This is a genomic window from Pseudomonas syringae pv. tagetis, from assembly GCF_022557255.1.
GTDB classification, from domain to species: domain Bacteria; phylum Pseudomonadota; class Gammaproteobacteria; order Pseudomonadales; family Pseudomonadaceae; genus Aquipseudomonas; species Aquipseudomonas caricapapayae.
Genome location: NZ_CP092923.1, coordinates 2,906,223 through 2,931,164, shown reverse-complemented (window position 1 = coordinate 2,931,164; position 24,942 = coordinate 2,906,223). Strand labels below are relative to the sequence as shown.

Genomic DNA, 24,942 nt, shown 5'->3' with positions numbered 1-24,942 from the left:
ATAAGCACAGATGCGTTACAAGCAAAGCGCCTTTACCAAGCGCTTACTTTTGATAAACGTATGAAGCACAGACAAAAAAACGGCCTGAGCGGACTCAGGCCGTCGAGGTGTTGCGGGAAGTTACTTCAACACAGCCAATGCCGCGTCGTAGTCGGGTTCTTGAGCGATCTCTGCGACCAGTTCGCTGTGCAGCACATTATCGTTTTCGTCCAGAACAACCACTGCACGGGCAGTCAGACCTTTCAGCGGACCGTCTGCAATTGCAACACCATAATTCTTACTGAAGTCGGCACTGCGGAAAGAAGAAAGGTTCTTGACGTTCTCAAGACCTTCGGAGCCGCAGAAGCGCGCCTGGGCAAACGGCAGATCAGCGGAGATGCACAGTACGACGGCATTGCTCAGCTCGTTCGCCTGGGCGTTGAATTTGCGTACAGACGTTGCACAGGTCGGCGTGTCGACGCTAGGGAAAATGTTCAGTACCTTGCGCTTGCCAGCGAAATCCGCAAGGGTCTTGTCGGCAAGACCTTCGCCCACCAGCGTGAAGGCGTGTGCCTTGCTGCCGACTTCAGGCAGGTTGCCATCGACCTGAACGGGGCCGCCTTTGAGGGTCACTTGAGCCATGAAACACGTTCCTTTTTGAAATGAATAAAAGAGTTCGGAAGTTAAACACGAAAGTGTGCCGGGGCCTATATCGGATAATTCCGAATTTTTCTCAGGAAACCAGTCTGTCCCTGATATCAGGGTGGGCACATAATTCCACCAGCCAATCGACGAATACCCTGACCCGCCGCGACAACTGTCGATGAGGCGGGTAAAGCGCCGTCAACGGTAAAGGCGGCGGACGATACGCGCGTAATACTTCGATCAGTACTCCGCTGCGCAATTGCGCGGCGACATGATAACGCGGCACCTGTATCAGGCCGAAACCTGCCTCGCAAGCCGCCACATAACCATCGGCACTGTTGACGGAAATAGAACAGGCCAACGCTTGATCAACCTGAACGCCCTCGGCCATGAACTCCAGACCATAACGTTTGCCGGTACTGGTCGAAAAATATTCGATTACCTGATGTTGCATCAGGTCCGGCAGGTTCAGCGGCGTCCCATATTGCTGCAGATATTCGCGACTGGCACAGGTGATCTGGGTCAGATTGCCCAAAGGTCTTGCGACCAGCATTTCGTCCAGAGCCGCTCCAGCGCGCAATACACAGTCCACGCCCTCGCGGATCAGATCGACAGGCCTGTCACTCATGCCGATTTCCAGCCTGATTTGCGGGTAGCGCAGGGCAAATTCAGGCAAGGCAGGAATCACGATCATGCGCCCCAGACTGACCGGCAGGTCGATGCGCAACAACCCCCTGGGCTCAGCGCCCGCCGCAGAGAAGGAGGCTTCGGCGTCATCCAGATCGGCCAGCAGGCTTACGCAACGCTGATAGTAGGCCCGGCCGTCAGGCGTGGTGTTCACCTGGCGCGTGGTGCGTTGCAAGAGTTGCACACCCAAATGAGCTTCCAGCTGTTTGATCAGCATCGTCACTGATGCACGGGGCATGTGCAGGCTTTCGGCCGCTTTGGCGAAACCGCCCAGCTCGACGATACGGGTGAAGACGCGCATGGCGTTGAATCGGTCCATGATTACCGGCAGCCTGATAGAGAGGGTAGCGTGTGAAGGGTCACACTGTTTTGGCAGGGTAAACCGGTTGGCACAGGCCAGTGCCATGACAGCGGCTGGCCCGTGCTCAGAAGTCCCTTTTATAGAAAATATCCAGCGAACTGGCAACACCGCTTGCCGCCTCAAGGTACACACGCTTGCTGAGCAGATAGCGCAACGCAATGGTATTGGCCGGTTCAAATACACCGACACCATAGCGCAGACTGAGCTTCTCGGTGATCTTGCCGCTGGCAACCACATTGGTCTTGTCACCGGTGCCCGAGGTGTCCAGTTCGAAGTCCTTGATACCCAGATTGTCCGCGAGCTTTCCGGTTGTGGAAGAGCTGCCTGCAACGCCCAGCGCCAGCGCGGCCTGGGCGACCATGTTGTTGTCTTCGCCCGAAGTGCTTAGCGGCCTGCCCATGACCAGATAGGACAGCGCCTGCTCCTGGCCCATCGCGGGCTCGGAAAACACTTCAGTGGCAGGCTGCTCGGCACTGCCGGTCAGACGAATACCCGCGATTACGTCATCTGTCTGCCGAATCGCTTCAATATCCAGATAGGGCTGGTCAACCGGGCCTGCAAACAGCAGGCGTGCCTTGCGGATGGTAAGCCGTTGGCCATAGGCACGGTAACGCCCGTCATTGAGGTTCAGCTCGCCACGGGTGTCCAGATTGTCACCAATGTGTACGCGACCGACCAGGTTGGCGGTGAGCCCGAAACCGCTGAAACCGAGTTTTTCCTGGCCGACTTCAACATTTACATCCATCGCCACGGCCAGCGGTGGTGCACCCTCCTCGGTCTGCTGCCCGACGATCACCGTATCGCCTGACAACTTGACGGTGGAAGGCGGCAGCTCACGTACGGTGATTGTGCCCTTGGGCACCAGCACTTTGCCGGACACGGCCAATCGTTCTCCCTGCATGGAGATTTTCAGATCAGGTGCAATTTCCACAGCAACATAGGGCTCGACATTGATGGGCAGTCGCGCGCCCTTGAGGCTGACGTCGACGCTCGGACTCTGCCCCCAGGCCGCTTGGCCGCCTATGCTTCCCTGCCCGGTATCGCCACTTTTCCAGCCACCGTTGAGTTGTACGCTCTCTCCGGCGATAAGCGCCTGAACCTTGAGGTCATGCAGCTCCATCGGCAACTCGGCCCCTGCCACTTCACCGCCTTCCAGCGTCACGCTGCCGTTGACCAGAGGCGCGAGCAGGCTGCCTGACAATCGACCGTTACCGTTCAGGCGTCCGTTGAGTTTCTGCACCATTGGTGCAAATGGCCGGGCTGCCGAGATGTCCAGCCCGGAAAGGCTGAAGTCGCCTGAAAGGGGCTTGTCTTTGCCCAAGGGATCGATCTGCGCGTTGAGCAGCAACCGCCCCAACTTGCCACCCTCGAAGTTCAGACGCGTGTCGATACGTCTTGGTGTCAGGGAGGTGTCGAGCTTGAACGTCTGGTACGGGAAGTCCAGCCACTGCGCGTTATTGCGTACGCGCAGAGTGCCGCCTCCGGCATTGATCGTCACCTTGCCACTGGGGCCTGCTGCCGGAATGTCGAGCTGAACGTCGGCGTTCAGCGCACCTTTCCAGGCAAAATCCCTGGGCATCCATTGCCCCAGACTGTCGAGCGGGAAATTCTTCAGTTGATAACGCAGGCGTGGTTCCGGCATCAGCCGCTGATCGCCACCGCACAAGCTGGCCGAACCGGACAGCCAGCAATGTGCGCCGAAGTCGAGCCTGCCGTCAGCCAGGCGCTCGATCTTCGCTGGTTGCTGCAAGCGCCAGTTCTGCCCGCCGCTCTGCACCGAACCACTGGCCAGCCGACCCCGCCAGTCGCCTTTTTCCAGTCCCCCGTCCAGCCCGATGGCAAGCTTGAGCAGCGGTCCTTGCAGGTCCAGTTTCAACTGTTGCGTCTTGAGCGTCCCCTGGCCGTCCACCAGCAAGGTCCCAAGCCCGGTGTCGCCGACTTGAATACCGACGCCCTTGAGGTTGACGGTGGCACGTTGCGATTGATCCAGCCGGGCATTGAGCGACAGGGTTTGCAGGCGATTATCCTGCAACGCGAGCTGACTGCCCTGTAGCGCCAGTTGCCCTTGAGGTGCCTGCAGCGTTCCGTTCAGATCCAGGCGACCTTTGACCTGTCCCTGCAAACGTGGCCAGAGTTGAGCCAGACGCGGCAGATCGAGATCCAGCTGCCCTTTGAGACGCTCCTGCAAACTGCCAGCGCCCTGAATCCGGTTGTCGCCCAAACGCATGTTCAGGTTGCTGAGGCTCCATTGCTGATCACCACCCTCGGCCTTGGCTTGCAGCAGCGCAGGCTGGCCACGCAGACGCCCTTTAAGGTCGAGGTCAGCAGTGAGTTCGAGCCGCTCGTTGATGAGTTGCCCCCTGCTGCGCAAGGGTCCCGCGAGTGTACCGGGCAATTCAGCGACCCAGAATGAGGGGTCCAGCGCGATCAGATCCAGGGCCGTGTCCCAGCCAATGCCGTTGGCGAATTGCAGATTTAGAAAACCGCTGGCCTTGCCCTGCCCTGCAACCAGTTCCAATTGTGGCAGGTGGATCTCCTGCAAGTTGCCGCTGAAGGGGCTGACCAGCGTGAATGCACCGGCGGGCCCTTGGAGGCTGGCGTTGAAATTGCCTAGATAATGACCGTCGGTATAGGAAATCTCGCCCTTGAATGCGTGCAACGAGACCTGCGGTTCGGATTCCACGGGATAAAGACGATGCCAGGGGAAATCCAGCCAGTCGATGCTTGCATCGGCCGAGAAGCCATTCTGCCAGTTGAACGTGCCATTTACCGCCAGACGCTGTTGGTCATTGGCGCTGAGATCAAGCGCAGCGATGCTCGCACCATTGGCGTCGGCGCTGCCCCGCAAGGACAACGCCACGGGGCCTTTCTCTGCAGGCAGGCTGGCGGAGCCGTTGATCCGGTAACCCGAGTCGAGATTGCCCTCGGCAGTCAGCAGCAAGTGATCGAGTTGCAAGGTGTCGGGCAATGCAGCGCTGGGCTTGAAGCGTTCGGCAGTCAGTTTCAGTCGCGCGGGCACATGCTCAGCCAGCGGTTGCAACTCGCCAGTCAGCAGCCCTGGAAGGTAGCCGCTACTGTCAGCCTTGAGTTGCAGGGTCTTGAGCACATCCCCCTGAATATCCAGCGCCAGCGTCCAGGGCTGGCCGTCCTGCGGCGGAAGTTGCAATTGCCCGCCAATGCTCAGCGGCCAGTCGCCTTCGGGCTTCAGCAGGCCCTTGAGGTCCAGCACCAGCGCATCGCGCTGCAGGTGCGCGCTATCGATCTGTAAGCCTTCCGAGGTCCAGTACGCCGTCAGCTTGAGATCGCGCAACTGTTCGACGCCGTCCAGTTGCAGACTGCCCAGCTGTATATCACCCAGTTGCAGAGCCAGCGGCAGTCTGAGGGCTGGCAAATTGACAGGACCGCGATCGCTTGGTGCACCGCTCGGAGGAAAACGCAGGAGTACCTGTGCAGCATGCAAGCGATCGATACACAGGGTCATTTTCAGCAGGCAGGCGGGCGTCCAGGCGAAATCGACAGATTGCACCTCCACACGGTCTGCGCCTTGCTGCCATACCAGCCGCTCTGCACTCCACTGCCCGCCCAGTCGTCCCTGAAAGTTTTCCAGGTGTACGCCAGGCACACGTGCCAGCGCCCACTGGCTGCCAGCCTGGGTTCCCAGCACCAGGCCGACGCCGACAAGCGCCAGCAGCAGTAATGCGATAAGGCTCAATCCGGTAACCTTCAGGCCGCGCTTGATGTTCATCCTGTTCAAAGCTCCGGCCCCATCGAGAAATGCAGGCGAATACCGCCGTCGTCGTCCAGCGCGTGCGCCAGATCAAGACGCAAGGGGCCTACGGGAGAAACCCAACGTACCCCGAACCCGACTCCGGTCTTCAGATCCGGCTTGTCCAGATTGTTGAACGAGTTGCCCTGATCAATAAAAGTCGCCAGACGCCATTTGTCCGCGATGGAATACTGGTACTCGACACTCCCGGCAAACATGTAACGCCCACCGATAAGGTCGCCGTCGGAATTGGTTGGTGACAGATTCTGGTAGTCGTAGCCGCGAACGCTTTGATCGCCACCGGCAAAAAAACGCAGCGATGGGGGGATCGCGGTGTAACCGTCTGTAAGGTTGCCACCAAACTGCACGCGGCCCAGAAGACGGTGGTTCTGCGCGACTGTCGTCAGCCCCTTGAGCAACACGTTGGCATGCACCAGATTGGCGTCCGATAACATGCCTTCCTTTGCCACCTGGGTGTCGAACTGCAAGCGGTAGCCCTGGTGGGGGTCGATACGGTTATCGCTGCGCAGGTACGAGTAACTGATACCGGGCATCAGCAGGGTACTCAGGCCCGAATCGTCACCCAGTCGGTATTCTTCGCGTTGCCATTTCAAGGATATGACCCGTTCCCACCCGCTGGGCAGCTTGCTGTGCCATTCAGGCCCGGCAGTCAGCAGCTTGCTGAGGCTGTCGGTGCCGGCAATCTCTTCATATTGATAGCCCCCGGCATAACGCAATTTATCGGTCAGGGGCGGATCGAGCGGCACGTCGTACCACAATCCGATGTTCTGACGTGGCGCGGATATCTCCGATTCGAATCCATAGCTGTGACCCTGCGGATTGGCCCAGTGGCGGGTCCAGTTGGCCTTGCCACGCGGGCCGACATCGGTCGAATAGCCCAGCCCCAGCCCCATGGTGCGCGGTTTGCGGGTCTCAAGCTGGACGGTCACCGGAATAATCCGGTTTTCGGCTGCCGTAGGGGCGGCATCGACCCGTACACCTTCGAAATAACCACTGCCCTGCATGGCCTGGGTCAGTTCGGCGATGAGCTGTGAATCGTAAGGTGTATTTTCCTTGAACGGCACCATGCGCTTGAGCAGGTCATCATCGAAGGGGGCATCGCCGCTGAACATGACCTTGCCAAGCGAGTAGCGCGGGCCGCTGTCATAAACCAGCTCAATGTCGGCAACCCCGGCCCTTGGGTCGATCGCCAGGCGCTGGCTGGTGAAGTGGCCACTGAAGAAACCGTAGCGTGATGCCTGATTCTGGATCAGCCGCTTGGCATCTTCATAATTGCCGTGATTGAGCACCGCGCCGGTTTTCAGTGCATCGCTCCTGGGCACACGGAAAGCCTTCAGCGACGCTGCAGGTCCTTCGACCCGAATCACCACATTACGCAAATGGACGGGCTCGCCCGGCTGGATATTGATCACCAGACGTAGCGGGTCTCCGTCTTTTATTTCGCTGTCGATCTGCGCCTGATAATAGCCGAGCGCCTGAGCTGCCTTTTCCGCTTGCTGCTCGGCACCCAGGCTGTAGTTGCGCAATGCCTGAACGTCACGCTCACCCAAATCCCCCACATACCCTTCGACGTTGGCTTTGAGTTCCGGGTTGGCGGGCTTGATCCTGACGTCAAGGCGAGACTGCGCAAGCGCCGCTGCACTCATGGTCATCAGGAACAGGCTGCTGAATAGTCTGAAAAGCTTCATGGGCGTAGATGCTAACACGATCGACGGGCTGCACTGGAAGCCCACGAATTGTCGAATATTCAGACCGTTACATCAGGCACCGGCAGTGAAACCTGAGGGTTCGGATGAAAAAACACATGCTCTCGGACCGGGCCTACGGCAATCTCGCCGATTTCCTCGTAACCCTGTCGCTTATAGAACTCAAGATAGCGAGGATTACCCGTGTCTACGACGATGCCTTGGGACTGTTCGTCTACTGCGCACCAATCGTGCAGAGCCCCCAGCAGTTGCTCACTCAAATCCTGCCCCAGCTTCTGGCCCTGAAATTCCGGGTCGAGCCCTATCAAAGGCAGCACATGCACGGTTTCGGACGGTACACAGGCGAGCACAGCGTTGTAATAGGCAAGGTAGCGCTGAGTGCAGCCCAGACCGGTATCCATCACCATGCGCAGACGCCAGGCCCAGCTTTCGGTGACCCCAAGACGACGCTGAGGTGGCGCGATCAGCGCCACGCCAACCAGCCGATCATCCAGAAACAGACCAAGCGCCGGCTGATTTTGCAGGAAGTGTTGTTTGACCAGTTGGCGAATGGTCGCCAATACGCGTTGCTCATATCCCTCGCGCTCGGCATTGAACAGATAGGCGAAGGTCGGATCGTGCCGATAGGCCCTGAACAGCAAGGAGCGGGTTTCACGGGAATAACCACTGTCGAGTTGGCGAATTTCACCCGTGATGGCAGCAGGTAGGGACATAAAGGGCCTCGTGTTAACGGAACTGCGTTTGGCGCAGCAGTTTTGGCAAGCAGGCTTTCGAGTGATGGCACTTGATAACAGTTCCAACGATTTGTGCGTGCACGCAGCCGGGCAGTGTCGGACATGGCGCTGGTCCTGAAACGACAGGTCAGCTAGCATCGCTGTTTGTTTTTGCTCAGGACCGCTGTTTTATGAAAATCGTCTCGTTCAACATCAATGGTCTGCGCGCTCGACCTCATCAGTTGGCGGCATTGATCGACAAACACCAGCCGGACGTGATCGGTCTTCAGGAAACCAAGGTTTCGGACGAGCAATTCCCACTCGCGGACGTCGAAGCGCTGGGCTATCACGTGCACTTTCATGGCCAGAAAGGCCATTACGGTGTTGCCCTGCTGTCGCGCAATCCGCCAATAGCCCTGCACAAGGGGTTCGAGGGAGACGACGAGGAATCCCAGAAACGCTTCATATGGGGTACCTACGCTGACAGCAATGGCCAGCCGGTAACCATCATGAATGGCTACTTTCCGCAGGGCGAGAGCCGCGATCACCCCACCAAATTCCCGGCAAAACAGCGTTTTTACGAGAACCTGCAAACGCTGCTCGAAAGCCGCTTCAGCAACGACCAGCCGCTGATCGTCATGGGCGACGTGAACATCTCACCGCAGGACTGCGATATCGGCATCGGCGCCGACAATGCCAAACGCTGGCTGAAAACCGGCAAGTGCAGCTTCCTCCCGGAAGAGCGCGAGTGGATGGAACGCTTGAAAAACTGGGGCCTTGTGGACAGCTTTCGTTACCTTTACCCGGAGGTCATCGACAGGTTCAGCTGGTTCGACTACCGCAGCCGGGGCTTTGAAGACGAGCCCAAACGCGGGCTGCGCATTGATTTGATCATGACTTCTATCGGTCTGCAGCCGCGCATCAAGGCGGCCGGCGTGGACTACGACTTGCGCGGTATGGAAAAGCCTTCGGACCATGCGCCGATCTGGCTGGAGTTGAACTGAGCAGGCACCATGTCGCGCGACCCAGAATCGGGTCGCACGCAGCGGTCGAGCAATCGTCATGTTCCTGCAACCTTTCTGTCTTATTCTCCCGCAACCTCCCGTGACTCATGGTGACGCCGATGTTGCGCGCTTTGCTAACGGCGCTGACCCTGTCGAGCGCTACCCTGCCCGCCATTGTGCTGGCGGCACTGCCAGTGCCTGCTGGCGAGATACCTGCCTTGCGCATTCAAGGCTCCAACACCATCAATGCCCAGTTAGGTCCCGCGCTGGTTGAAGGGTTGATGCGTCAGCAAGGCCTGCAATCGGTACAGACTCTTGCTGGCAACGTCATCAATGAACAGCGTGTCGTGGGCACAACTGCAGCCGGGCAAACGGTCAGCGTCGAGATCGCCGCACACGGATCAGGCACCGGATTTGCTGCGCTGAAAGCAGGCAACGCCGATATCGCGGCCTCTTCCAGGCCGATCAAGGATCAGGAAGCCAAGGATTTGGCAGACCTTGGCGATCTGAAAAGCGCGGCAAGCGAGCAGACCATTGCCATTGATGGCGTTGCCGTGATTCTGCATCCCGGCAATTCGGTGAGACAGCTGGATACACTTCAACTGGCGCGTATTTTCAGCGGGGAAGTCAGGAACTGGAGCGAAGTGGGCGGCAATCCGGGCGTGATTCATCTTTATGTGCGTGATGAAAAGTCTGGCACCTACGAAACGTTCAAGGAGCTGGTACTGACCAAGTACGGCAAGAATCTGTCTGGCGCAGCCGCGCGCTTCGAATCCAGCGAACAGCTCTCCGACGAGGTCAGCAAGGATATCAATGGCATTGGCTTCACCGGACTGCCTTCCGTCAGGCATGCCAGAGCGGTGGCCATTGCCGATGGCGATTCCAGGCCCATGCTGCCGACCGTGAGCCTGATTGCCACCGAGGACTACCCGCTGTCGCGACGACTGTATTTTTATGTGCCCGCCTCGGCTCATCAGCGCTGGGCCCAGGCGCTTGTGCGTTTCGCGCAGAGCGCCGGGGGTCAGGACATCGTGGCGCAGAGTGGTTTCGTCGCACAGACTGTGCAGGCACTCAAGGTGCAGCCAACCGCACAAATGCCCGTGGATTATCAGGCGCTGGCGCGCAAGGCCGAACGCCTGTCAGTCAACTTTCGCTTTGCCCAAGGCAGTGCGAGGCTGGACAACAAGGCGCAGCAGGACCTCAAACGGGTAGCCGAGTACCTCAAGGCCAGCGACAAGCTCAATCAGCATGTGACGCTGGTCGGCTTTGGCGACGCCAAGAGTGACCCGGCACGCGCAGCGCTGCTTTCAAGGCTGCGTGCCATGGCCGTGCGTCGAGAACTGCTGAAAAGCGGCGTAACGTTCCGCGACATCGTTGGCATGGGTGACGAAATGCCAGTAGCCACCAATGATATCGACGACGGGCGGATCAAGAACCGCCGGGTCGAGGTCTGGGTGCAGTGACCGGCCAGCGGTTCAGGTCCGGCTACGCACCACATCAGTTGGCAGGTACTTGCCCAGCTCATACTTGCCGACTGCGGCCCGATGCACTTCATCGGGGCCATCTGCCAGGCGCAGTGTGCGTTGCATGGCGTACATATAGGCCAAGGGGAAGTCATTGGAAACACCCGCCCCGCCATGTATCTGAATCGCCCGATCTATGACCTTCAGCGCCACGTTCGGCGCGACGACCTTGATCTGCGCGATTTCACTCCGGGCGACCTTGTTGCCAGCCGTGTCCATCATGTAAGCCGCTTTCAAAGTCAGCAGGCGGGCCATGTCGATCTCCATGCGGGAGTCGGCAATCCTGTCGATGTTGCCGCCCAGCCGCGCCAGCGGTTTGCCAAAGGCAACCCGGTCGATAGAGCGCCTGCACATTAACTCGAGTGCCCGCTCGGCCATGCCGATGGAGCGCATGCAGTGATGGATGCGGCCTGGCCCCAGCCGCCCTTGAGCGATTTCAAAGCCCCGCCCCTCACCCAGCAATACGTTTTCAAAAGGGACCCTGACGTTATCAAACAGCACTTCTGCATGCCCGTGTGGTGCGTCGTCGTAACCGAACACCGGTAGCGGTCTGACGATCTTCACACCCGGCGTGTCGACCGGGACGAGAATCATCGAGTGCTGCTGATGACGCGGCGCATCGGGATTGGTCAGGCCCATGAAAATCAGGATTTTACAGCGCGGGTCGCAGGCACCGGATGTCCACCATTTGCGCCCGTTGATCACCCATTCGTCGCCCTCACGCTCGGCACGTGCAGCCATATTGGTGGCGTCCGATGAAGCGACTTCAGGTTCGGTCATGGCAAAGGCGGAACGAATCTCGCCGCGCAACAGCGGCTCCAGCCATCGCGCTTTCTGCTCCTCACTGGCGTAGCGAACCAATACTTCCATGTTTCCGGTGTCCGGCGCCGAGCAATTGAACGGCTCGGGACCGAGCAGCGAACGCCCCATGATCTCCGCCAGCGGCGCATATTCCAGATTGCTCAGCCCGGCGCCAAGGCCGGACTCCGGCAAAAACAGATTCCACAGACCCTCCGCTCTGGCACGCGCCTTGAGTTCTTCCATGATCGCAGTGGGCTGCCAGCGGTCCCCTTCGGCCACTTGCTGATCGAAAATCGGCTCGGCTGGGTACACGTAGGCGTCCATGAACGCTGTAACGCGCTCACGCAGGGCCTGCACCTTCGGGGAATACGCAAAATCCATGGGCCACTACCTTCTCGATCAGGGTGTCGAATTCATCAGCCTGATGCTAGAGAAACACCGTACATTTATCTAATCTATTCTCGGCGTGTATAAACATTTATAACCGATATATGATCCACCATCGTTGCGGCATCCCAGCCTGCCGAACAGCGAATCACAATAACAGCACGAGGCGCCCATCAATGAACCTGAGCAAGGTCGATCTCAATCTTTTCATTGTCTTCGACGCCATCTACACCGAAGCCAATCTGACCCGCGCCGGGCAGATCGTCGGCATTACCCAGCCTGCGGTGTCCAACGCTCTGGCGCGGTTGCGAGAAACCTTCAATGACCCGTTGTTTGTGCGTACAGCACAGGGCATGGTGCCTACCCCCATGGCGCAGAACATTATTGGCCCGGTGCGCAACGCGCTTTCATTGCTCAGGGTGTCGGTGCAGGAAAGCCGAATATTCAATCCGCTGCAGGCCAACAAGAACTACCGCATCAGCATGACCGATCTGACCGAGGCGGTAATCCTGCCGGTGCTTTTCCAGCGGCTGCGACGCCTTGCGCCCGCCGTCACTATCGAGAGTTTTCTGTCCAAACGCAGGGAAACTACCAAGGAGCTGGCGGCCGGTCGCCTCGACTTCGCCGTGGATGCGCCGCTCAATACCGACCCGCAGGTCCGGCATGTCAAGCTGATGGAAGATCGCTATGTGTGCGGCATGCGCAAGGCTCATCCTCTGGCCAACAAAGTCACCCTGACACTGGATGATTATCTGAGCCAGGCGCACATTCATATTTCCAGTCGCCGCAGCGGGCTCGGCCACGTGGACCTGGCGCTCGGCAAAATGGGCATCCAGCGCAGAATCGCGCTGCGCTCGCAGCATTACCTGATGGCCACACAAGTATTGCAGCAAACCGACATGGTCATGACAGTGCCGGAACGCTTCGCCCGGCGTAACGACTTGCACTATGTCCACCTGCCGGTCAACGATGTTCCGTCCGTCGAAACCCACCTGTACTGGCATGAAAGCACTGATCAGGATCCGGCCAATCGCTGGATGCGCGAGCAGATCATCGAGCTCTCACAACGGGTAGTGGCACAGGAACACAACCTTGAAAAATCATGAAATACAACCCCCAAGGTTATGTTTTTAAAGTAGTTATTGATCAATATTAAAGTGTTTTCGAGCCAAATGGGCGCGGCCAGACGCGCCCATTCACCACGACTTCTGCTTGACGCTTACGTAAAGCAACCTTTAGGTTTAGTGCCATGTACTCCGCCGAGCGATGCCATGAGCAGTCAGACCTACAGTATCTCCGAGCTCGCCCGAGAGCTGGATATCACCACACGCGCGATCCGCTTTTACGAGGAGCAAGGCATGCTCAGCCCTGAGCGCAAGGGTATGGAGCGTATCTACACCGCCCGTGACAAAGTCACTCTGAAATTGATTCTGCGCGGCAAGCGCATCGGCTTTTCACTGGCTGAATGCAAGGAACTGATCTCGCTTTATGACCCTGCCGGCGGCAACCAGAAACAGTTGCAGACCATGCTCGGCAAGATCGCCGAGCGCCGCGAGCAGCTTGAACAGCAGTTGCTGGATATCCGGCAGATGCAACTGGAGCTGGACACCGCCGAAGAGCGCTGTCGGGCTGAAATGGATAAGACTATTGCCACTGCTCACTGACCTCGTCCGCACTGACTGACTATAAGGCGCTGCCATGGCTTTTCCGCAAAAGGTGAATATCGTTGAGGTCGGTCCGCGTGACGGCCTGCAGAATGAAGCGCAACCCATCAGTGTTGACGACAAGGTGCGGCTGGTGGATGACCTCACGTCCGCTGGAATGGGCCACATAGAAGTCGGCAGCTTTGTTTCGTCCAGATGGGTGCCACAGATGGCTGGCTCTGCCCAGGTTTTTGAACGGATCCAGCGCCGTGAAGGCGTGATCTACTCGGCCCTGGCACCTAATCTGCGCGGGTTCGAGGATGCACTGGCGGCGGGTGTGAGAGAGGTCGCAGTGTTTGCGGCGGCGACCGAAGGGTTCTCCCGACGTAATCTCAACTGTTCGATCAGCGAAAGTCTGGAGCGCTTTGCGCCCATCATGGCTGCGGCGCAGATGCATGGCGTGCAGGTCAGGGGTTACGTGTCGTGTGTGCTGGGCTGTCCTTACGAAGGCAATGTCTCGCCTCGACAAGTCGCCGTCGTCGCCAACGAGCTGCACGTAATGGGTTGCTATGAAATCTCGCTGGGCGACACCATCGGTACCGGTACGCCGCAAGCGACCCGGGCACTGTTCGACGCTGTCGCTGCGCAGATCCCGCGCGGCAGGCTTGCCGGACACTTCCACGATACCTATGGCCAGGCGTTGGTGAACATCTATGCAAGCCTTGAGGAAGGCATCCAGGTCTTCGACAGTTCCGTCGCGGGCCTCGGTGGCTGCCCTTACGCCAAGGGTGCGAGCGGCAACGTCGCCACGGAGGATGTGCTGTACATGTTGCACGGTATGGGCATCGAAACCGGTGTTGATCTGGAACAGGTCATTGCGGCGGGCCAGCGCATCTGCGAAGTGCTGCAACGCGACAATGGCTCGCGCGTGGCCAGGGCTCGGCTGTCAGCGTAAGGAATGTCACCTGTCGGTAACAGGGTGCGACAACTTGTCACAGAGTGTTACCCTGCCGCCGCAGCACATCGAGACAAACGGGTAACACAGAAACACTCGACGACAGAATCAGATGGCCCGCTGCATTGCACAAACGCTCAGCCCCTGGCTTTACGGGAGGATTTAAAAACTGGCACGGGTCCTGCTATATCCTTTGTACAACAAAAATAAAAACACGCATCAACCCAATAAAAACAACACGTACCGGCTCTGACATAACAAGAACAACACGGACAGAGGCGTAGCTAACAGATTTTTTTGAAGTGGACAGCTTTTCAGAACTACGTGCAGTGATTGCAGGTTGTTCGCAGCCAGGCAGAGAACAATAAAACTGCCCTCAGGCAGCTCCGGAACTGGCTGGATCAATACGATGAAAGTCTGATCAGCGCTCAAAAAAATACGTTTGCTCTTGGTCCCGCCTGCGGACCGCTCGAAAAAAGAGATAAAGGGTCAGGTCGCCAAAAGCAACAACAGGCCTCCCGAAAAACAATAAAGAGCATAGCAATACACCTTGAAGGGGAGCCCAGGCTCCCCTTCGTGCTTTCCGCCAGCCAGACGCTCCCTCATTCCTTCGCCCCTCCCCCTGCCAGGCAGTCCTCGATCGTTTTGCGCATGCATTGGCATCAACGTTGACAGCTTAATCCGACAGGTTTACGTTAACGTAAAGGTCATGGCTTGTTCGCCCTCTATGCGCCTTCAAGAACAAACGCCACCCAAGAACAAAAAAAGGAACGTTCCATGAGTTACCCCAGCCTGAACTTCGCCTTGGGCGAAACCATCGACATGTTGCGCGACCAGCTGCAATCATTCGTTGCCGCAGAACTTGCCCCACGTGCTGCGCAAATCGACAAGGACAACCTGTTCCCCGTCGACATGTGGCGCAAATTCGGCGAGTTAGGCGTGTTGGGGATCACCGTCAGCGAGGAATACGGTGGCGCGGGTCTGGGTTATCTTGCGCACGTCGTGGCAATGGAAGAAATCAGCCGCGGCTCTGCATCCGTAGCGCTTTCCTACGGTGCCCACTCCAACCTGTGCGTGAACCAGATCAACCGTAACGGCACCCCGGCACAGAAAGCCAGATACCTGCCGAAACTGATCAGCGGCGAGCATATCGGCGCACTGGCCATGAGCGAACCCAATGCAGGCTCGGATGTGGTGTCGATGAAGCTGCGCGCCGACAAGCGCGGTGATCGCTACCTGCTCAACGGCAGCAAGACCTGGATCACCAACGGGCCCGACGCCAATACCTATGTGATCTACGCCAAGACCGATCTGGAAAAGGCTGCGCATGGCATCAGTGCGTTCATCGTCGAGCGGGACTGGAAAGGTTTCTCGCGCGGAAACAAGTTCGACAAGCTGGGCATGCGCGGCTCCAACACCTGTGAGCTGTTTTTCGACGATGTCGAGGTGCCCGAGGAAAATCTGCTCGGTGTACTCGACGGTGGTGTCCGAGTCCTGATGAGCGGTCTCGACTACGAACGTGTAGTGCTTTCCGGTGGGCCGACCGGGATCATGCAGGCCTGCATGGACGTGGTGGTGCCCTACATCCATGACCGCAAACAGTTCGGCCAGAGCATCGGCGAGTTTCAGCTGATTCAGGGCAAGGTCGCCGACATGTACACCCAGCTCAATGCCAGTCGGGCCTACCTGTACGCAGTCGCCCAGGCCTGCGATCGTGGCGAGACCACACGCAAGGACGCAGCGGGCGTTATCCTCTACAGCGCTGAACGCGCTACGCAGATGGCGCTGGATACCATCCAGATTCTGGGCGGCAATGGCTACATCAATGAGTTCCCGGCGGGACGGCTGCTGCGTGACGCCAAGCTCTACGAGATCGGCGCAGGCACCAGCGAAATCCGGCGCATGCTCATCGGTCGCGAACTGTTCAACGAAACCCGCTGATTGTGGAGCTGCCATGACTATTCTGCAGACCCGAATCAACGCCCGCTCGCCGGAATTTGCCCTTAACCGCGCTACGCTGCTCAAGCAGGTCGAAGAGCTCCGCACGCTGCTGAGCAAAGTCCGGCAAGGCGGCGGCCTCAAGGCCCAGGAGCGTCACACGTCACGTGGCAAGTTGCTGCCCCGCGAGCGTATCAACCAACTGCTGGATACCGGTTCACCATTTCTGGAAATAGGCCAGCTCGCCGCGCATGAGGTGTATGGCGAAGAGGTTCCGGCGGCCGGAGTGATTGCCGGTATTGGCCGTGTCGAAGGCGTCGAGTGCATGATCATCGCCAATGACGCAACGGTCAAAGGCGGCTCCTATTACCCACTCACTGTCAAAAAGCATCTGCGCGCGCAAACCATTGCCCAGCAGAACCGCTTGCCCTGCATCTACCTGGTTGACTCCGGTGGCGCCAACCTGCCCCGCCAGGACGAGGTGTTTCCGGATCGCGAGCACTTCGGGCGGATTTTCTTCAATCAGGCCAACATGAGCGCGCTAGGCATTCCGCAGATCGCCGTGGTCATGGGCTCCTGCACTGCGGGCGGTGCCTATGTTCCGGCGATGGCCGACGAGGCGATCATGGTGCGTCAGCAGGCGACCATCTTTCTGGCAGGCCCGCCACTGGTGAAAGCGGCCACCGGAGAAGTTGTCAGCGCTGAAGAATTGGGCGGTGCCGATGTGCATTGCCGCACCTCTGGCGTTGCCGACCACTATGCCGACAACGATGCGCATGCACTGGCGTTGGCACGCCGCAGCATTGCCAACCTCAACTGGCGCAAGCAGGGTCTGTTGAACGCCGCGCCCTCCACAGCGCCGCTGTACGAGGCTGAGGAGCTTTATGGCATCATTCCGGCCGACACAAAACAGCCGTTTGACGTGAGGGAAGTCATCGCGCGTCTTGTGGATGGCTCGGTGCTGGATGAATTCAAGGCGCTATTCGGCACCACGCTGGTCTGTGGCTTCGCCCGCCTGCATGGCTACCCGGTCGCGATACTGGCGAACAATGGCATTCTGTTCGCAGAGGCGGCGCAGAAAGGCGCGCACTTCATCGAACTGGCCTGCCAAAGGGGAATTCCGCTGCTGTTTCTGCAGAACATCACCGGCTTCATGGTCGGCCAGAAGTATGAAGCCGGCGGTATCGCCAAGCATGGAGCCAAGCTGGTGACGGCGGTGGCCTGCGCGAAAGTACCGAAATTCACGGTGATCATCGGGGGCAGTTTCGGCGCAGGCAATTACGGCATGTGTGGCCGCGCCTATGATCCGCGCTTTCTGTGGATGTGGCCCAATGCGCGAATCGGCGTGATGGGCGGCGAGCAGGCTGCCGGCGTGCTGGTGCAGGTCAAATGCGAGCAGGCAGAACGTGCCGGCCAGGCGTTCAGCGCCGAACAGCAAGCCGGGTTGAAGCAGCCGATTCTCGATCAGTACGAGCATCAGGGACACCCTTATTACTCCAGTGCCCGTCTGTGGGACGACGGGGTTATCGACCCGGCACAAACCCGCGACGTTCTCGCGCTTGCCCTCTCCGCCTCGCTCAATGCGCCTATCGAACCTACCACTTTCGGCCTGTTCCGGATGTGAGCCGGGAAATGACCATGACTTCGACTTCATTCGCAACCCTTGAACTGATCATCGACCCGCGCGGCTTTGCCACGTTGTGGCTGAACCGGCCGGACAAAAACAATGCCTTCAACGCGCAGATGATCCGCGAGCTGATTCTCGCGCTGGAGCGGGTACAAGCGGATGCCAGCCTGCGTTTCCTGCTGTTGCGTGGGCATGGCAGGCATTTCAGTGCCGGTGCCGATCTGGCGTGGATGCAGCAGGCAACTGACCTGGACTACAACACCAACCTGGACGATGCACGCGAACTGGCAGAGCTGATGTACAGCCTCGCCAGGCTGAAAATCCCGACGCTTGCGGTGGTACAAGGCGCGGCATTCGGCGGCGCACTGGGCCTGATCAGTTGCTGTGACATGGCCATCGCTGCGGTGGATACGCAGTTCTGCCTGTCGGAAGTGCGCATTGGCCTGGCACCAGCGGTTATCAGTCCGTTTGTGGTGCAGGCCATCGGCGAGCGTGCGACGCGACGCTATGCCCTGACTGCCGAGCGTTTCGACGGTCAGCGAGCACAGCAGATAGGTCTGATCGCCGAGTGCTGCCCGGCCGCCGAATTGCAAGCCCGCGCCCAGGACTGGATCGACAATCTGCTGCTCAACAGCCCGCAGGCCATGCGGGTCAGCAAGGAACTGTTGCGCGAAGTCGGCAGCGGCGAACTGACACCCGCATTGCGTCGCTACTGTGAAAGCGCCATCGCCCGTATCCGCACCAGCGCCGAAGGCCAGGAAGGCCTGCGTGCGTTCCTGCAGAAACGCACGCCCGGCTGGCAGGGAGGCGACGATCAACCTGTCGCAGAGCCCGCAGCCCGAAAAGCCTCCCAGAAGGACTCGCAACCATGAGCACGCCCGAGCTGACTTCATTGCTGATCGCCAATCGTGGTGAAATTGCCTGTCGCATCATGCGGACCGCGAAAAGCATGGGGCTGACCACGATCGCCGTGCACAGCGCCATCGACCGGAACGCACGTCATAGCCGTGAAGCCGACATTTGCGTCAACCTGGGGGGCAGCAAGGCCACAGAGAGCTACCTGGCGATCGACAAGCTTATCGACGCGGCCAAGGCTAGCGGCGCGCAAGCGATCCACCCCGGCTATGGTTTTTTGTCCGAAAATGCCGACTTTGCGCGCGCTATTGAAGAGGCCGGGCTGATCTTCATCGGGCCGCCCGCCTCTGCCATTGACGCCATGGGCAGCAAATCCGCAGCCAAGTCGTTGATGGAACAGGCAGGTGTGCCGTTGGTGCCTGGCTATCACGGGGATGAACAAGACATCGAGACGTTCCGCGCCGCCGCCGAGCGCATCGGTTACCCGGTGCTGTTGAAAGCCACGGCAGGTGGCGGTGGCAAAGGCATGAAGGTGGTTGAACACACCGGCGAACTGGCCGAAGCGCTGGCCTCCGCTCAGCGAGAGGCGCTCTCCTCGTTCGGCGATGCGCGGATGCTGGTGGAGAAATACGTACTCACTCCACGCCATGTCGAGATTCAGGTATTTGCCGACCGCCACGGTCACTGTCTCTATCTGAATGAACGCGACTGCTCGATTCAGCGTCGGCACCAGAAAGTCGTTGAAGAAGCGCCAGCACCCGGCCTGACACCACAATTGCGCAAAGCCATGGGTGACGCGGCGGTCAAGGCTGCTCAGGCCATCGGCTATGTAGGTGCAGGCACGGTGGAGTTCCTGCTGGATGCACGCGGCGAGTTTTTCTTCATGGAGATGAATACGCGCCTGCAAGTGGAACACCCGGTGACCGAGTACATCACCGGACTGGACCTGGTCGAATGGCAGATCAGAGTCGCCAGAGGTGAGCCGCTGCCCATTACCCAGGAGCAAGTGCCGCTGATCGGTCACGCCATCGAAGTCCGGCTGTATGCCGAAGACCCGGCCAATGACTTTCTGCCAGCAACCGGCACGCTGACGCTCTACAAAGAGCCTTTGCCCGGCCCCGGCAGGCGTGTGGACAGCGGCGTTGCCGAGGGCGACAGCATTTCAACCTTCTATGATCCTATGCTCGGCAAGCTGATTGCGTGGGGCGAAAACCGTGAACAAGCGCGCCTGCGCCTGTTGGACATGCTGGATGAGTTCGCTGTGGGTGGTGTCAGGACCAACCTGGCGTTCCTGCGCAGAATCATCGCCGATCCAGCGTTTGCTGCCGCCGAACTGGATACCGGCTTCATCCCTCGCCATCAGACCGCATTGTTGCCGCCAGCCAGCGAGCTGTGCGCAACGTTCTGGCAGGCCGCTGCCGAGGCCTATCGCCAGAGTGAACCGGCACGAATCGATAAGGCCGATGTGCACTCGCCCTGGGCCGTTGCTACAGGCTTCCGCGCCGGACTGCCTGCGGAAACAGATCTGCAACTGAACTGCAACGGCCAGAGGCGAAGCGTCTGCTTGCGCGACAGTAGCGCCCCGCTGTTCAAACTCGTCGGCGAGCATCTGCATGTCGAGCACGACGGAACGCGCCGCACACATCTGGCGATACGTCGTGGCGATAAACTTTATCTAGCCTGGCAAGGCGATCTGTACAGCGTCAGCAGGCTGGACTCCATTGCTCAGACAGATGCCGCTGAGGGTCAGCACGGCGGTCTGACAGCGCCGATGAATGGCAGCATCGTGCGTGTGCTGGTTGAAGTGGGCCAGGCGGTCGAGTGCGGAGCGCAACTGGTGGTGCTGGAAGCCATGAAGATGGAACACAGCATCCGCGCAGCCAGGGCCGGCGTGATTTCAGCGCTCTACTGCCGCGAGGGTGAAATGGTCACAGAGGGCGCAGTGCTGGTGGAGATGGACTGACATCCGCTGGCTGCCGAACATGAAAACGCCCTGAATAATCAGGGCGTTTTTTATGCAACAAGAACCCGCCTAGTAATAAGCGTTTTCTTTCTGCGTGTGGTCTGTGACATCGCGAACGCCGGACAGCTCGGGAATGCGCTCAAGCAACGTGCGCTCGATGCCTTCCTTCAGCGTGACGTCAGCCTGACCGCAGCCCTGGCAACCGCCACCGAACTGCAGGACGGCAATATTCCTGGTTTCTTCTTCAACCACATCGATCAGTGTCACCTGACCACCATGGCTGGCAAGGCCCGGATTGATCTCGGTTTGCAGATAATAGTTGATGCGCTCATTGATCGGGCTGTCGGCATTGACCATAGGCACTTTGGCATTGGGTGCCTTGATGGTCAGTTGGCCGCCCATGCGATCAGTGGCGTAGTCAACCACGGCATCATCCAGAAAGGCTTCACTGAAACCATCGATCCAGGCAGTGAAGCTTTTCAGGCCGATGGCCTTGTCTTCCGGCTTTTCTTCACCCGGTTTGCAGTAAGCGATGCAGGTTTCGGCATACTGAGTGCCGGGCTGGGTGATAAATACTCGGATGCCTATGCCCGGGGTATTCTGCTTTTCCAGCAGATCGGCCAGATAATCGTGGGCGGCGTCGGTAATAGTGATAGCGGTCATGAAAATTCCTCGCAGACGTGCCAGCAGTTTACGCCAATCGGCCGCGCCACACAAAGTCCCAGTATTTTTGTCAGGTTAATGCTTGCGCGCGACTGAGCGTTCGACGTCCATCCAGCCAGCCCTTCATCCGACGATAGAGGCCTTTCTCGATCCACTCGTAACTGACCCAGGCACCGATGGCGATGATCGGAACGCAGAACGCGAAGACCACATAGGGGCTGAGCCCAAAGCGCTGCGCCATCAGCAAGCCGCCGTACAGCACTAGCACGTGCAGCAGGTAGACCGAATAAGAACAGTCCCCCAGCACCTTGAGCAGACGATTGCCCTGGAAATAAGGCTCCAGCGAGATACACGACAACACAATCAAGGCGCTGGGCAGGCCCCAGTTGAGCAGGCGCTGCTCGTTGGTCAGGTGGTTGATCGCATACAGCCCTACCGCAATACCCGCCAGCGGCAGCCATCGCGCCTGCCTGATCCAGCCACGGCGGTAGAGAATGCCAATGCCGATACCCAACAGGAATTCGTAAATGATGTCATTGCCATAGAACCGGCTGATCAATCCGGCACGTGCCAGAACCTCGCTGACGGCAAACAGTGCGGCAGCAATGATCAGAGGTCGATGACGTTGCCGAAAAAGAAACACCATCGAGAACAGAAGGTAGAAAAACATTTCATAATTGAGCGTCCAGCCGACGTTGAGCGTCGGATACAGCCCGTAGCCCCCGGGATTCTCGGACGGAATGAACACCAGCGACAGGAGGAAGTTCTGCCAGCCGATCACCTGGTGCGGGAGCATCGGTGCAGCGATCAGCAACAGCAACGCCATGGCGGCGGTGTACAGCCAGTAAGCGGGAACAATGCGAATCAGACGATGCAGAATGAACCGCCTTGCAGGCATATCACTGTTCTGCGTAGACAAAAAGATAACCAGACCGCTGATGACAAAAAAGATATCGACCCCGACCGCGCCTTTTGACACAAAGAACTGGCCCACCGGGCCACTGGCCTTGAAATCGAAAAAAATCTGCATGAAGTGATGGCACACCACGACCCACGCTGCGAACGCCCGTAGGGCCTGAACTGAAATCAACATCACAAAAAACCTCTACTGCCTGACTTTCAATCATCGACGGTTCGACGGACCGGTCGATGACGCGCACCATTTCGGACCACTGTTTCAAAAAAAAGGTCGCCCAAGATACGTTTCGTTCAGGAAGTAACGATGGCTGCAGGCCATGTTCCACGTGGGGTCTGCGGCGCAAGTCCCCTGTTTTCAGAGGTTTTCGTAGCGATTCATGTCCAGTACACCTGCTTCGCGTGGTTCAGTTTCCTGAATATAGCGGTTCAGATCGTGAAAATAGATCCAGAACAGCGGATGAGTCCGACGCACACCCCAGCGCTGCACGATTTGCTCGAAGCTCGTCTGATCCTTGCTTTGCTCCATGGCATCGACAAAAGCAGGCATCTGGGCGACCGGAATGTTGAATATGAAGTTCGGGTAGCTGCTGAGTACCCCAGGATAGACAGTCAGTGTGTCCAGACCCGGTATATAGCGATACGACTCGCCCAGCAGAAACGCTACGTTGCTGTGCGCGCGGTTACGCAGCATGCTGTAGATCAAACGCTTGCCGTTGCTGCCCTCCATGCGCAATATGCTCGCTTCCGGCAATTGATCGATGACTTTCAGGGCCGCCGCCGGGCGTGACGTCAAACGGCTGAGCATCTGCTCAGCCTGGGCAAAGCCGCGGTCGAGATCCGGACGCGAGCAATACGCCCCGCTACAGCGATTGATCGGATCTGGCGCGGCGTTCAGGCTGCCCGAACGCTCGATCAGTTTGAACGCAAAGTCGCGCTGCGGTGCCTTTTCATTGAGCTTGATGCCGCTCGGCGTATCGTCATCGATCTTCTGGTAATCCAGCCACATCTTGATCTTGCCGCCGTCCTGGTAAAGATCGTCGAGCATGCCTTCACGCAGATCGGCAGGCATCAGGCGCAGGAAGTTGATTTCAGCACCGTTGCGAATCAGGTCGAAATACAAACGCGTCTGGGCTTGATGCGACACGTTGCCATAGACGTCGAAGTTCACTGCCAACTGGTAATAGGTGCGCTCCAGCAGCGGGAAGTCGAACAACCACATGGAGTGCGGCACATCGCCAATCAGGCCTTTATTGACAGACGCACTGTCGAAATGACGGAAAACAGTCAGCAAGGCGTTGTCATTGCCAGCCCACAGCGTACTCCACCCCGGCGCGGGCATTTTCGCGTAGTTGTCGCGACGCAGGTCTTCATACTGGTTGCGCCGGTCCCGATAAGACAGCCACAGGCTGAGCACGCTGCCAACGTCGTCGTTCTGACCTGGCATGGCCAGTAAAGGCGTCGCCTGCCCACGATAGCTAGCATCGGTGATATACCGGTCGCGCGACGGGTCCTGAAACAACACCCAGAACTGATCACGAATCACATCGGTCGCAATCTGCCCGCGACAGACCGGCCCGCGAATGAAGGTGCGGACAAAGTACTCAGCGTTATCGAGCATGAACTGATAACGCGCCGCTGCTGGAATCGCTTCGAAGGTCAGAAACGGATTGGCCCGATGACCCGGCCCGTAGCCCGGCAAGGCGTTGACTTTCCAGTCGCTGCCATAGAACAACTGCCTGACCCTCCCCAGCTTCTGCGGGCTCATGGCATAGGTAATGTGAGTCTTGTGAACGATCACACCCTGTACGGGGACGAGTCGGTAATAGACGTCACTACCCGGATCGTCGTCGGGACGCCGGGTCGCGATCAGATCGACAGGTTTGCCGCTTGGAGTACGCGAGCGTACCCACTGGAAAAAATGCCCCGCTTCACCGTCTTCGAAATAGATATGCGCCAGAAACAGGTGCTCGAACAGCCAGCGGCCGACCAGTGCCTGGTTCGCGCCTGGCTGATTGAGCAGCGCCTCCCAGGCATTGATTTGCGCTGTCTCGGCAACGCTCGGAGTAATAGCCTGTTGCTCGACTGGCGCACCGGCAGCCAGCCAGCGCTGCAGCGTCTGGTATTCGGCGTCGGTAAGGCCGGCCACGGCCAGCGGCATGCCTTGTTGCGCATGAGCAGCAGCATAGGCGTCGAATTCGCCGGGCAACGGACAGACATTTTCGCGATTGATGCCCAGTGCAATCTCATTCGGGATTTTGCTGTTGGCAGGTAACGGCGCGCTACGCCCGAGATCAATCATGCGCGCCATCAGTGCTGCCTGGCTGCCCTGAGCCTCCAGCACTGAGTAGAAGCCTTTACCGCGCCATGCATCGGTATCACGTGCGTCGTAAAACAGCCGGGTCGGCGCCACCGCCTCACTGCGTTCGCCCTGATACACCGGGGTTTTGCTCGCACCACGGCTCACGCCCTCTCCACTGCCCAGATTCAGTTGGCAGGGAGCATCGTTGCAGGCATGGCAAGCTACGCATTTCTGGGTGAGGATCGGCTGAATATCCTTTACGTAGGAGATGGCCGGGGGTGCAGGTGTAGCGGAGGGTGTCTGGGCCTGGGCAGCACAGCAGATAAAAAGCAAGATGACACTTGCCAACAAACGGTGCGGCATATCCCGTAGGCCCTGATATTAAAATGGCACAATTCTACTCGGGCCTCATTGCGATCAACATGAATGATTTTCATGCAAAAGGCGCAACACCACCAAAACCTTTCCGGTTTGCTATCATCCCGTCC

General features: G+C 58.6%; 18 protein-coding genes and 1 pseudogene. 9 read left to right on the top strand and 10 right to left on the bottom strand.

The features are described from left to right. Positions 1 to 120 precede the first annotated feature (120 nt). The 5 genes from tpx to MME58_RS13095 all read right to left on the bottom strand — a co-directional run bounded on the left by tpx (position 121) and on the right by MME58_RS13095 (position 7,878). Complete coding sequence (gene tpx / locus MME58_RS13115) at positions 121 to 621, bottom strand: thiol peroxidase (protein ID WP_054988700.1); 501 nt, start codon at positions 619 to 621, stop codon at positions 121 to 123. Between the two features lie 91 nt (positions 622 to 712). Next, complete coding sequence (locus MME58_RS13110; RefSeq protein ID WP_054988701.1) at positions 713 to 1,630, bottom strand: LysR family transcriptional regulator; 918 nt, start codon at positions 1,628 to 1,630, stop codon at positions 713 to 715. Between the two features lie 106 nt (positions 1,631 to 1,736). Then, on the bottom strand, positions 1,737 to 5,417 hold the full coding sequence (locus MME58_RS13105; protein WP_055006321.1) for a translocation/assembly module TamB domain-containing protein: 3,681 nt from the start codon (positions 5,415 to 5,417) through the stop codon (positions 1,737 to 1,739). A gap of 5 nt (positions 5,418 to 5,422) precedes the next feature. After that, on the bottom strand, positions 5,423 to 7,147 hold the full coding sequence (locus MME58_RS13100) for an autotransporter assembly complex protein TamA (RefSeq protein WP_055006322.1): 1,725 nt from the start codon (positions 7,145 to 7,147) through the stop codon (positions 5,423 to 5,425). A gap of 59 nt (positions 7,148 to 7,206) precedes the next feature. Then, a complete protein-coding gene (locus MME58_RS13095) occupies positions 7,207 to 7,878 on the bottom strand; it encodes a GNAT family N-acetyltransferase (protein WP_054988704.1) in 672 nt (223 codons plus the stop codon). Between the two features lie 191 nt (positions 7,879 to 8,069). Between MME58_RS13095 and xthA the strand changes: the two genes are divergently transcribed. Next, positions 8,070 to 8,882, top strand: a complete 813-nt coding sequence (xthA, locus tag MME58_RS13090; RefSeq protein WP_055006323.1) for an exodeoxyribonuclease III — start codon at positions 8,070 to 8,072, stop codon at positions 8,880 to 8,882. Between the two features lie 119 nt (positions 8,883 to 9,001). Continuing rightward, positions 9,002 to 10,345, top strand: coding sequence for a substrate-binding domain-containing protein (locus MME58_RS13085; protein WP_055006324.1), 1,344 nt, complete (start codon positions 9,002 to 9,004; stop codon positions 10,343 to 10,345). Positions 10,346 to 10,357: 12 nt separating this feature from the next. On the opposite strand, the gene MME58_RS13080 is transcribed toward MME58_RS13085, so the two are convergent. Beyond that, positions 10,358 to 11,587 carry an acyl-CoA dehydrogenase gene (locus MME58_RS13080; protein ID WP_055006325.1) on the bottom strand — a complete coding sequence of 410 codons (1,230 nt, stop codon included), beginning with the start codon at positions 11,585 to 11,587 and terminating at the stop codon, positions 10,358 to 10,360. Positions 11,588 to 11,769: 182 nt separating this feature from the next. Here MME58_RS13080 and MME58_RS13075 point away from each other — a divergent pair, with 182 nt between their 5' ends. From MME58_RS13075 to MME58_RS13065, 3 genes are all read left to right on the top strand, one after another. Beyond that, positions 11,770 to 12,699, top strand: coding sequence for a LysR family transcriptional regulator (locus MME58_RS13075; protein ID WP_055006326.1), 930 nt, complete (start codon positions 11,770 to 11,772; stop codon positions 12,697 to 12,699). A gap of 165 nt (positions 12,700 to 12,864) precedes the next feature. Beyond that, the gene (locus MME58_RS13070) at positions 12,865 to 13,257 is read left to right on the top strand and encodes a MerR family transcriptional regulator (RefSeq protein ID WP_055006327.1); all 393 of its coding nucleotides are present in this window, start codon (positions 12,865 to 12,867) and stop codon (positions 13,255 to 13,257) included. 34 nt (positions 13,258 to 13,291) lie between these two features. Further along, a complete protein-coding gene (locus tag MME58_RS13065) occupies positions 13,292 to 14,191 on the top strand; it encodes a hydroxymethylglutaryl-CoA lyase (RefSeq protein ID WP_055006328.1) in 900 nt (299 codons plus the stop codon). 284 nt (positions 14,192 to 14,475) lie between these two features. Here the strand turns inward: MME58_RS13065 and MME58_RS13060 are convergent. Further along, a pseudogene (locus MME58_RS13060) lies at positions 14,476 to 14,735 on the bottom strand (hypothetical protein). A gap of 233 nt (positions 14,736 to 14,968) precedes the next feature. On the opposite strand from MME58_RS13060, the gene MME58_RS13055 reads away from it, so the two are divergent. From MME58_RS13055 to MME58_RS13040, 4 genes are read left to right on the top strand one after another with little or no spacing between them, the layout of a single operon-like run. After that, positions 14,969 to 16,132, top strand: a complete 1,164-nt coding sequence (locus tag MME58_RS13055; RefSeq protein ID WP_054988711.1) for an isovaleryl-CoA dehydrogenase — start codon at positions 14,969 to 14,971, stop codon at positions 16,130 to 16,132. 13 nt (positions 16,133 to 16,145) lie between these two features. After that, positions 16,146 to 17,753 (top strand): carboxyl transferase domain-containing protein, encoded by a 1,608-nt coding sequence (locus MME58_RS13050; RefSeq protein WP_055006329.1) that lies wholly within the window; start codon positions 16,146 to 16,148, stop codon positions 17,751 to 17,753. 14 nt (positions 17,754 to 17,767) lie between these two features. Beyond that, on the top strand, positions 17,768 to 18,628 hold the full coding sequence (locus MME58_RS13045; protein WP_055006344.1) for a gamma-carboxygeranoyl-CoA hydratase: 861 nt from the start codon (positions 17,768 to 17,770) through the stop codon (positions 18,626 to 18,628). After that, on the top strand, positions 18,625 to 20,574 hold the full coding sequence (locus MME58_RS13040) for an acetyl/propionyl/methylcrotonyl-CoA carboxylase subunit alpha (RefSeq protein WP_055006330.1): 1,950 nt from the start codon (positions 18,625 to 18,627) through the stop codon (positions 20,572 to 20,574). Before MME58_RS13045 ends, MME58_RS13040 begins: the two co-directional genes overlap by 4 nt. Positions 20,575 to 20,643: 69 nt before the next feature. Here the strand turns inward: MME58_RS13040 and nfuA are convergent, their stop codons facing one another. The 3 genes from nfuA to MME58_RS13025 form a co-directional block, all read right to left on the bottom strand. Continuing rightward, the gene (nfuA, locus tag MME58_RS13035; RefSeq protein ID WP_054988714.1) at positions 20,644 to 21,237 is read right to left on the bottom strand and encodes a Fe-S biogenesis protein NfuA; all 594 of its coding nucleotides are present in this window, start codon (positions 21,235 to 21,237) and stop codon (positions 20,644 to 20,646) included. 70 nt (positions 21,238 to 21,307) lie between these two features. Then, positions 21,308 to 22,330, bottom strand: a complete 1,023-nt coding sequence (locus tag MME58_RS13030) for an acyltransferase family protein (protein ID WP_054988715.1) — start codon at positions 22,328 to 22,330, stop codon at positions 21,308 to 21,310. A 180-nt stretch (positions 22,331 to 22,510) separates the two neighbouring features. Further along, complete coding sequence (locus tag MME58_RS13025) at positions 22,511 to 24,817, bottom strand: fatty acid cis/trans isomerase (RefSeq protein ID WP_055006331.1); 2,307 nt, start codon at positions 24,815 to 24,817, stop codon at positions 22,511 to 22,513. Positions 24,818 to 24,942: the final 125 nt, after the last annotated feature.

What these genes read in the sequence shown, in the direction of transcription:
- MME58_RS13105 (WP_055006321.1), bottom strand. Translation starts at nt 5,417, where the DNA reads ATGAACATCAAGCGCGGCCTGAAGGTTACCGGATTGAGCCTTATCGCA.
- MME58_RS13055 (WP_054988711.1), top strand. Translation starts at nt 14,969, where the DNA reads ATGAGTTACCCCAGCCTGAACTTCGCCTTGGGCGAAACCATCGACATG.
- MME58_RS13065 (WP_055006328.1), top strand. Translation starts at nt 13,292, where the DNA reads ATGGCTTTTCCGCAAAAGGTGAATATCGTTGAGGTCGGTCCGCGTGAC.
- MME58_RS13025 (WP_055006331.1), bottom strand. Translation starts at nt 24,817, where the DNA reads ATGCCGCACCGTTTGTTGGCAAGTGTCATCTTGCTTTTTATCTGCTGT.
- tpx (WP_054988700.1), bottom strand. Translation starts at nt 621, where the DNA reads ATGGCTCAAGTGACCCTCAAAGGCGGCCCCGTTCAGGTCGATGGCAAC.
- MME58_RS13070 (WP_055006327.1), top strand. Translation starts at nt 12,865, where the DNA reads ATGAGCAGTCAGACCTACAGTATCTCCGAGCTCGCCCGAGAGCTGGAT.
- MME58_RS13095 (WP_054988704.1), bottom strand. Translation starts at nt 7,878, where the DNA reads ATGTCCCTACCTGCTGCCATCACGGGTGAAATTCGCCAACTCGACAGT.
- MME58_RS13080 (WP_055006325.1), bottom strand. Translation starts at nt 11,587, where the DNA reads ATGGATTTTGCGTATTCCCCGAAGGTGCAGGCCCTGCGTGAGCGCGTT.
- MME58_RS13085 (WP_055006324.1), top strand. Translation starts at nt 9,002, where the DNA reads ATGTTGCGCGCTTTGCTAACGGCGCTGACCCTGTCGAGCGCTACCCTG.
- MME58_RS13110 (WP_054988701.1), bottom strand. Translation starts at nt 1,630, where the DNA reads ATGGACCGATTCAACGCCATGCGCGTCTTCACCCGTATCGTCGAGCTG.
- MME58_RS13040 (WP_055006330.1), top strand. Translation starts at nt 18,625, where the DNA reads ATGAGCACGCCCGAGCTGACTTCATTGCTGATCGCCAATCGTGGTGAA.
- MME58_RS13075 (WP_055006326.1), top strand. Translation starts at nt 11,770, where the DNA reads ATGAACCTGAGCAAGGTCGATCTCAATCTTTTCATTGTCTTCGACGCC.
- MME58_RS13050 (WP_055006329.1), top strand. Translation starts at nt 16,146, where the DNA reads ATGACTATTCTGCAGACCCGAATCAACGCCCGCTCGCCGGAATTTGCC.
- MME58_RS13045 (WP_055006344.1), top strand. Translation starts at nt 17,768, where the DNA reads ATGACTTCGACTTCATTCGCAACCCTTGAACTGATCATCGACCCGCGC.
- xthA (WP_055006323.1), top strand. Translation starts at nt 8,070, where the DNA reads ATGAAAATCGTCTCGTTCAACATCAATGGTCTGCGCGCTCGACCTCAT.
- MME58_RS13100 (WP_055006322.1), bottom strand. Translation starts at nt 7,147, where the DNA reads ATGAAGCTTTTCAGACTATTCAGCAGCCTGTTCCTGATGACCATGAGT.
- MME58_RS13030 (WP_054988715.1), bottom strand. Translation starts at nt 22,330, where the DNA reads ATGTTGATTTCAGTTCAGGCCCTACGGGCGTTCGCAGCGTGGGTCGTG.
- nfuA (WP_054988714.1), bottom strand. Translation starts at nt 21,237, where the DNA reads ATGACCGCTATCACTATTACCGACGCCGCCCACGATTATCTGGCCGAT.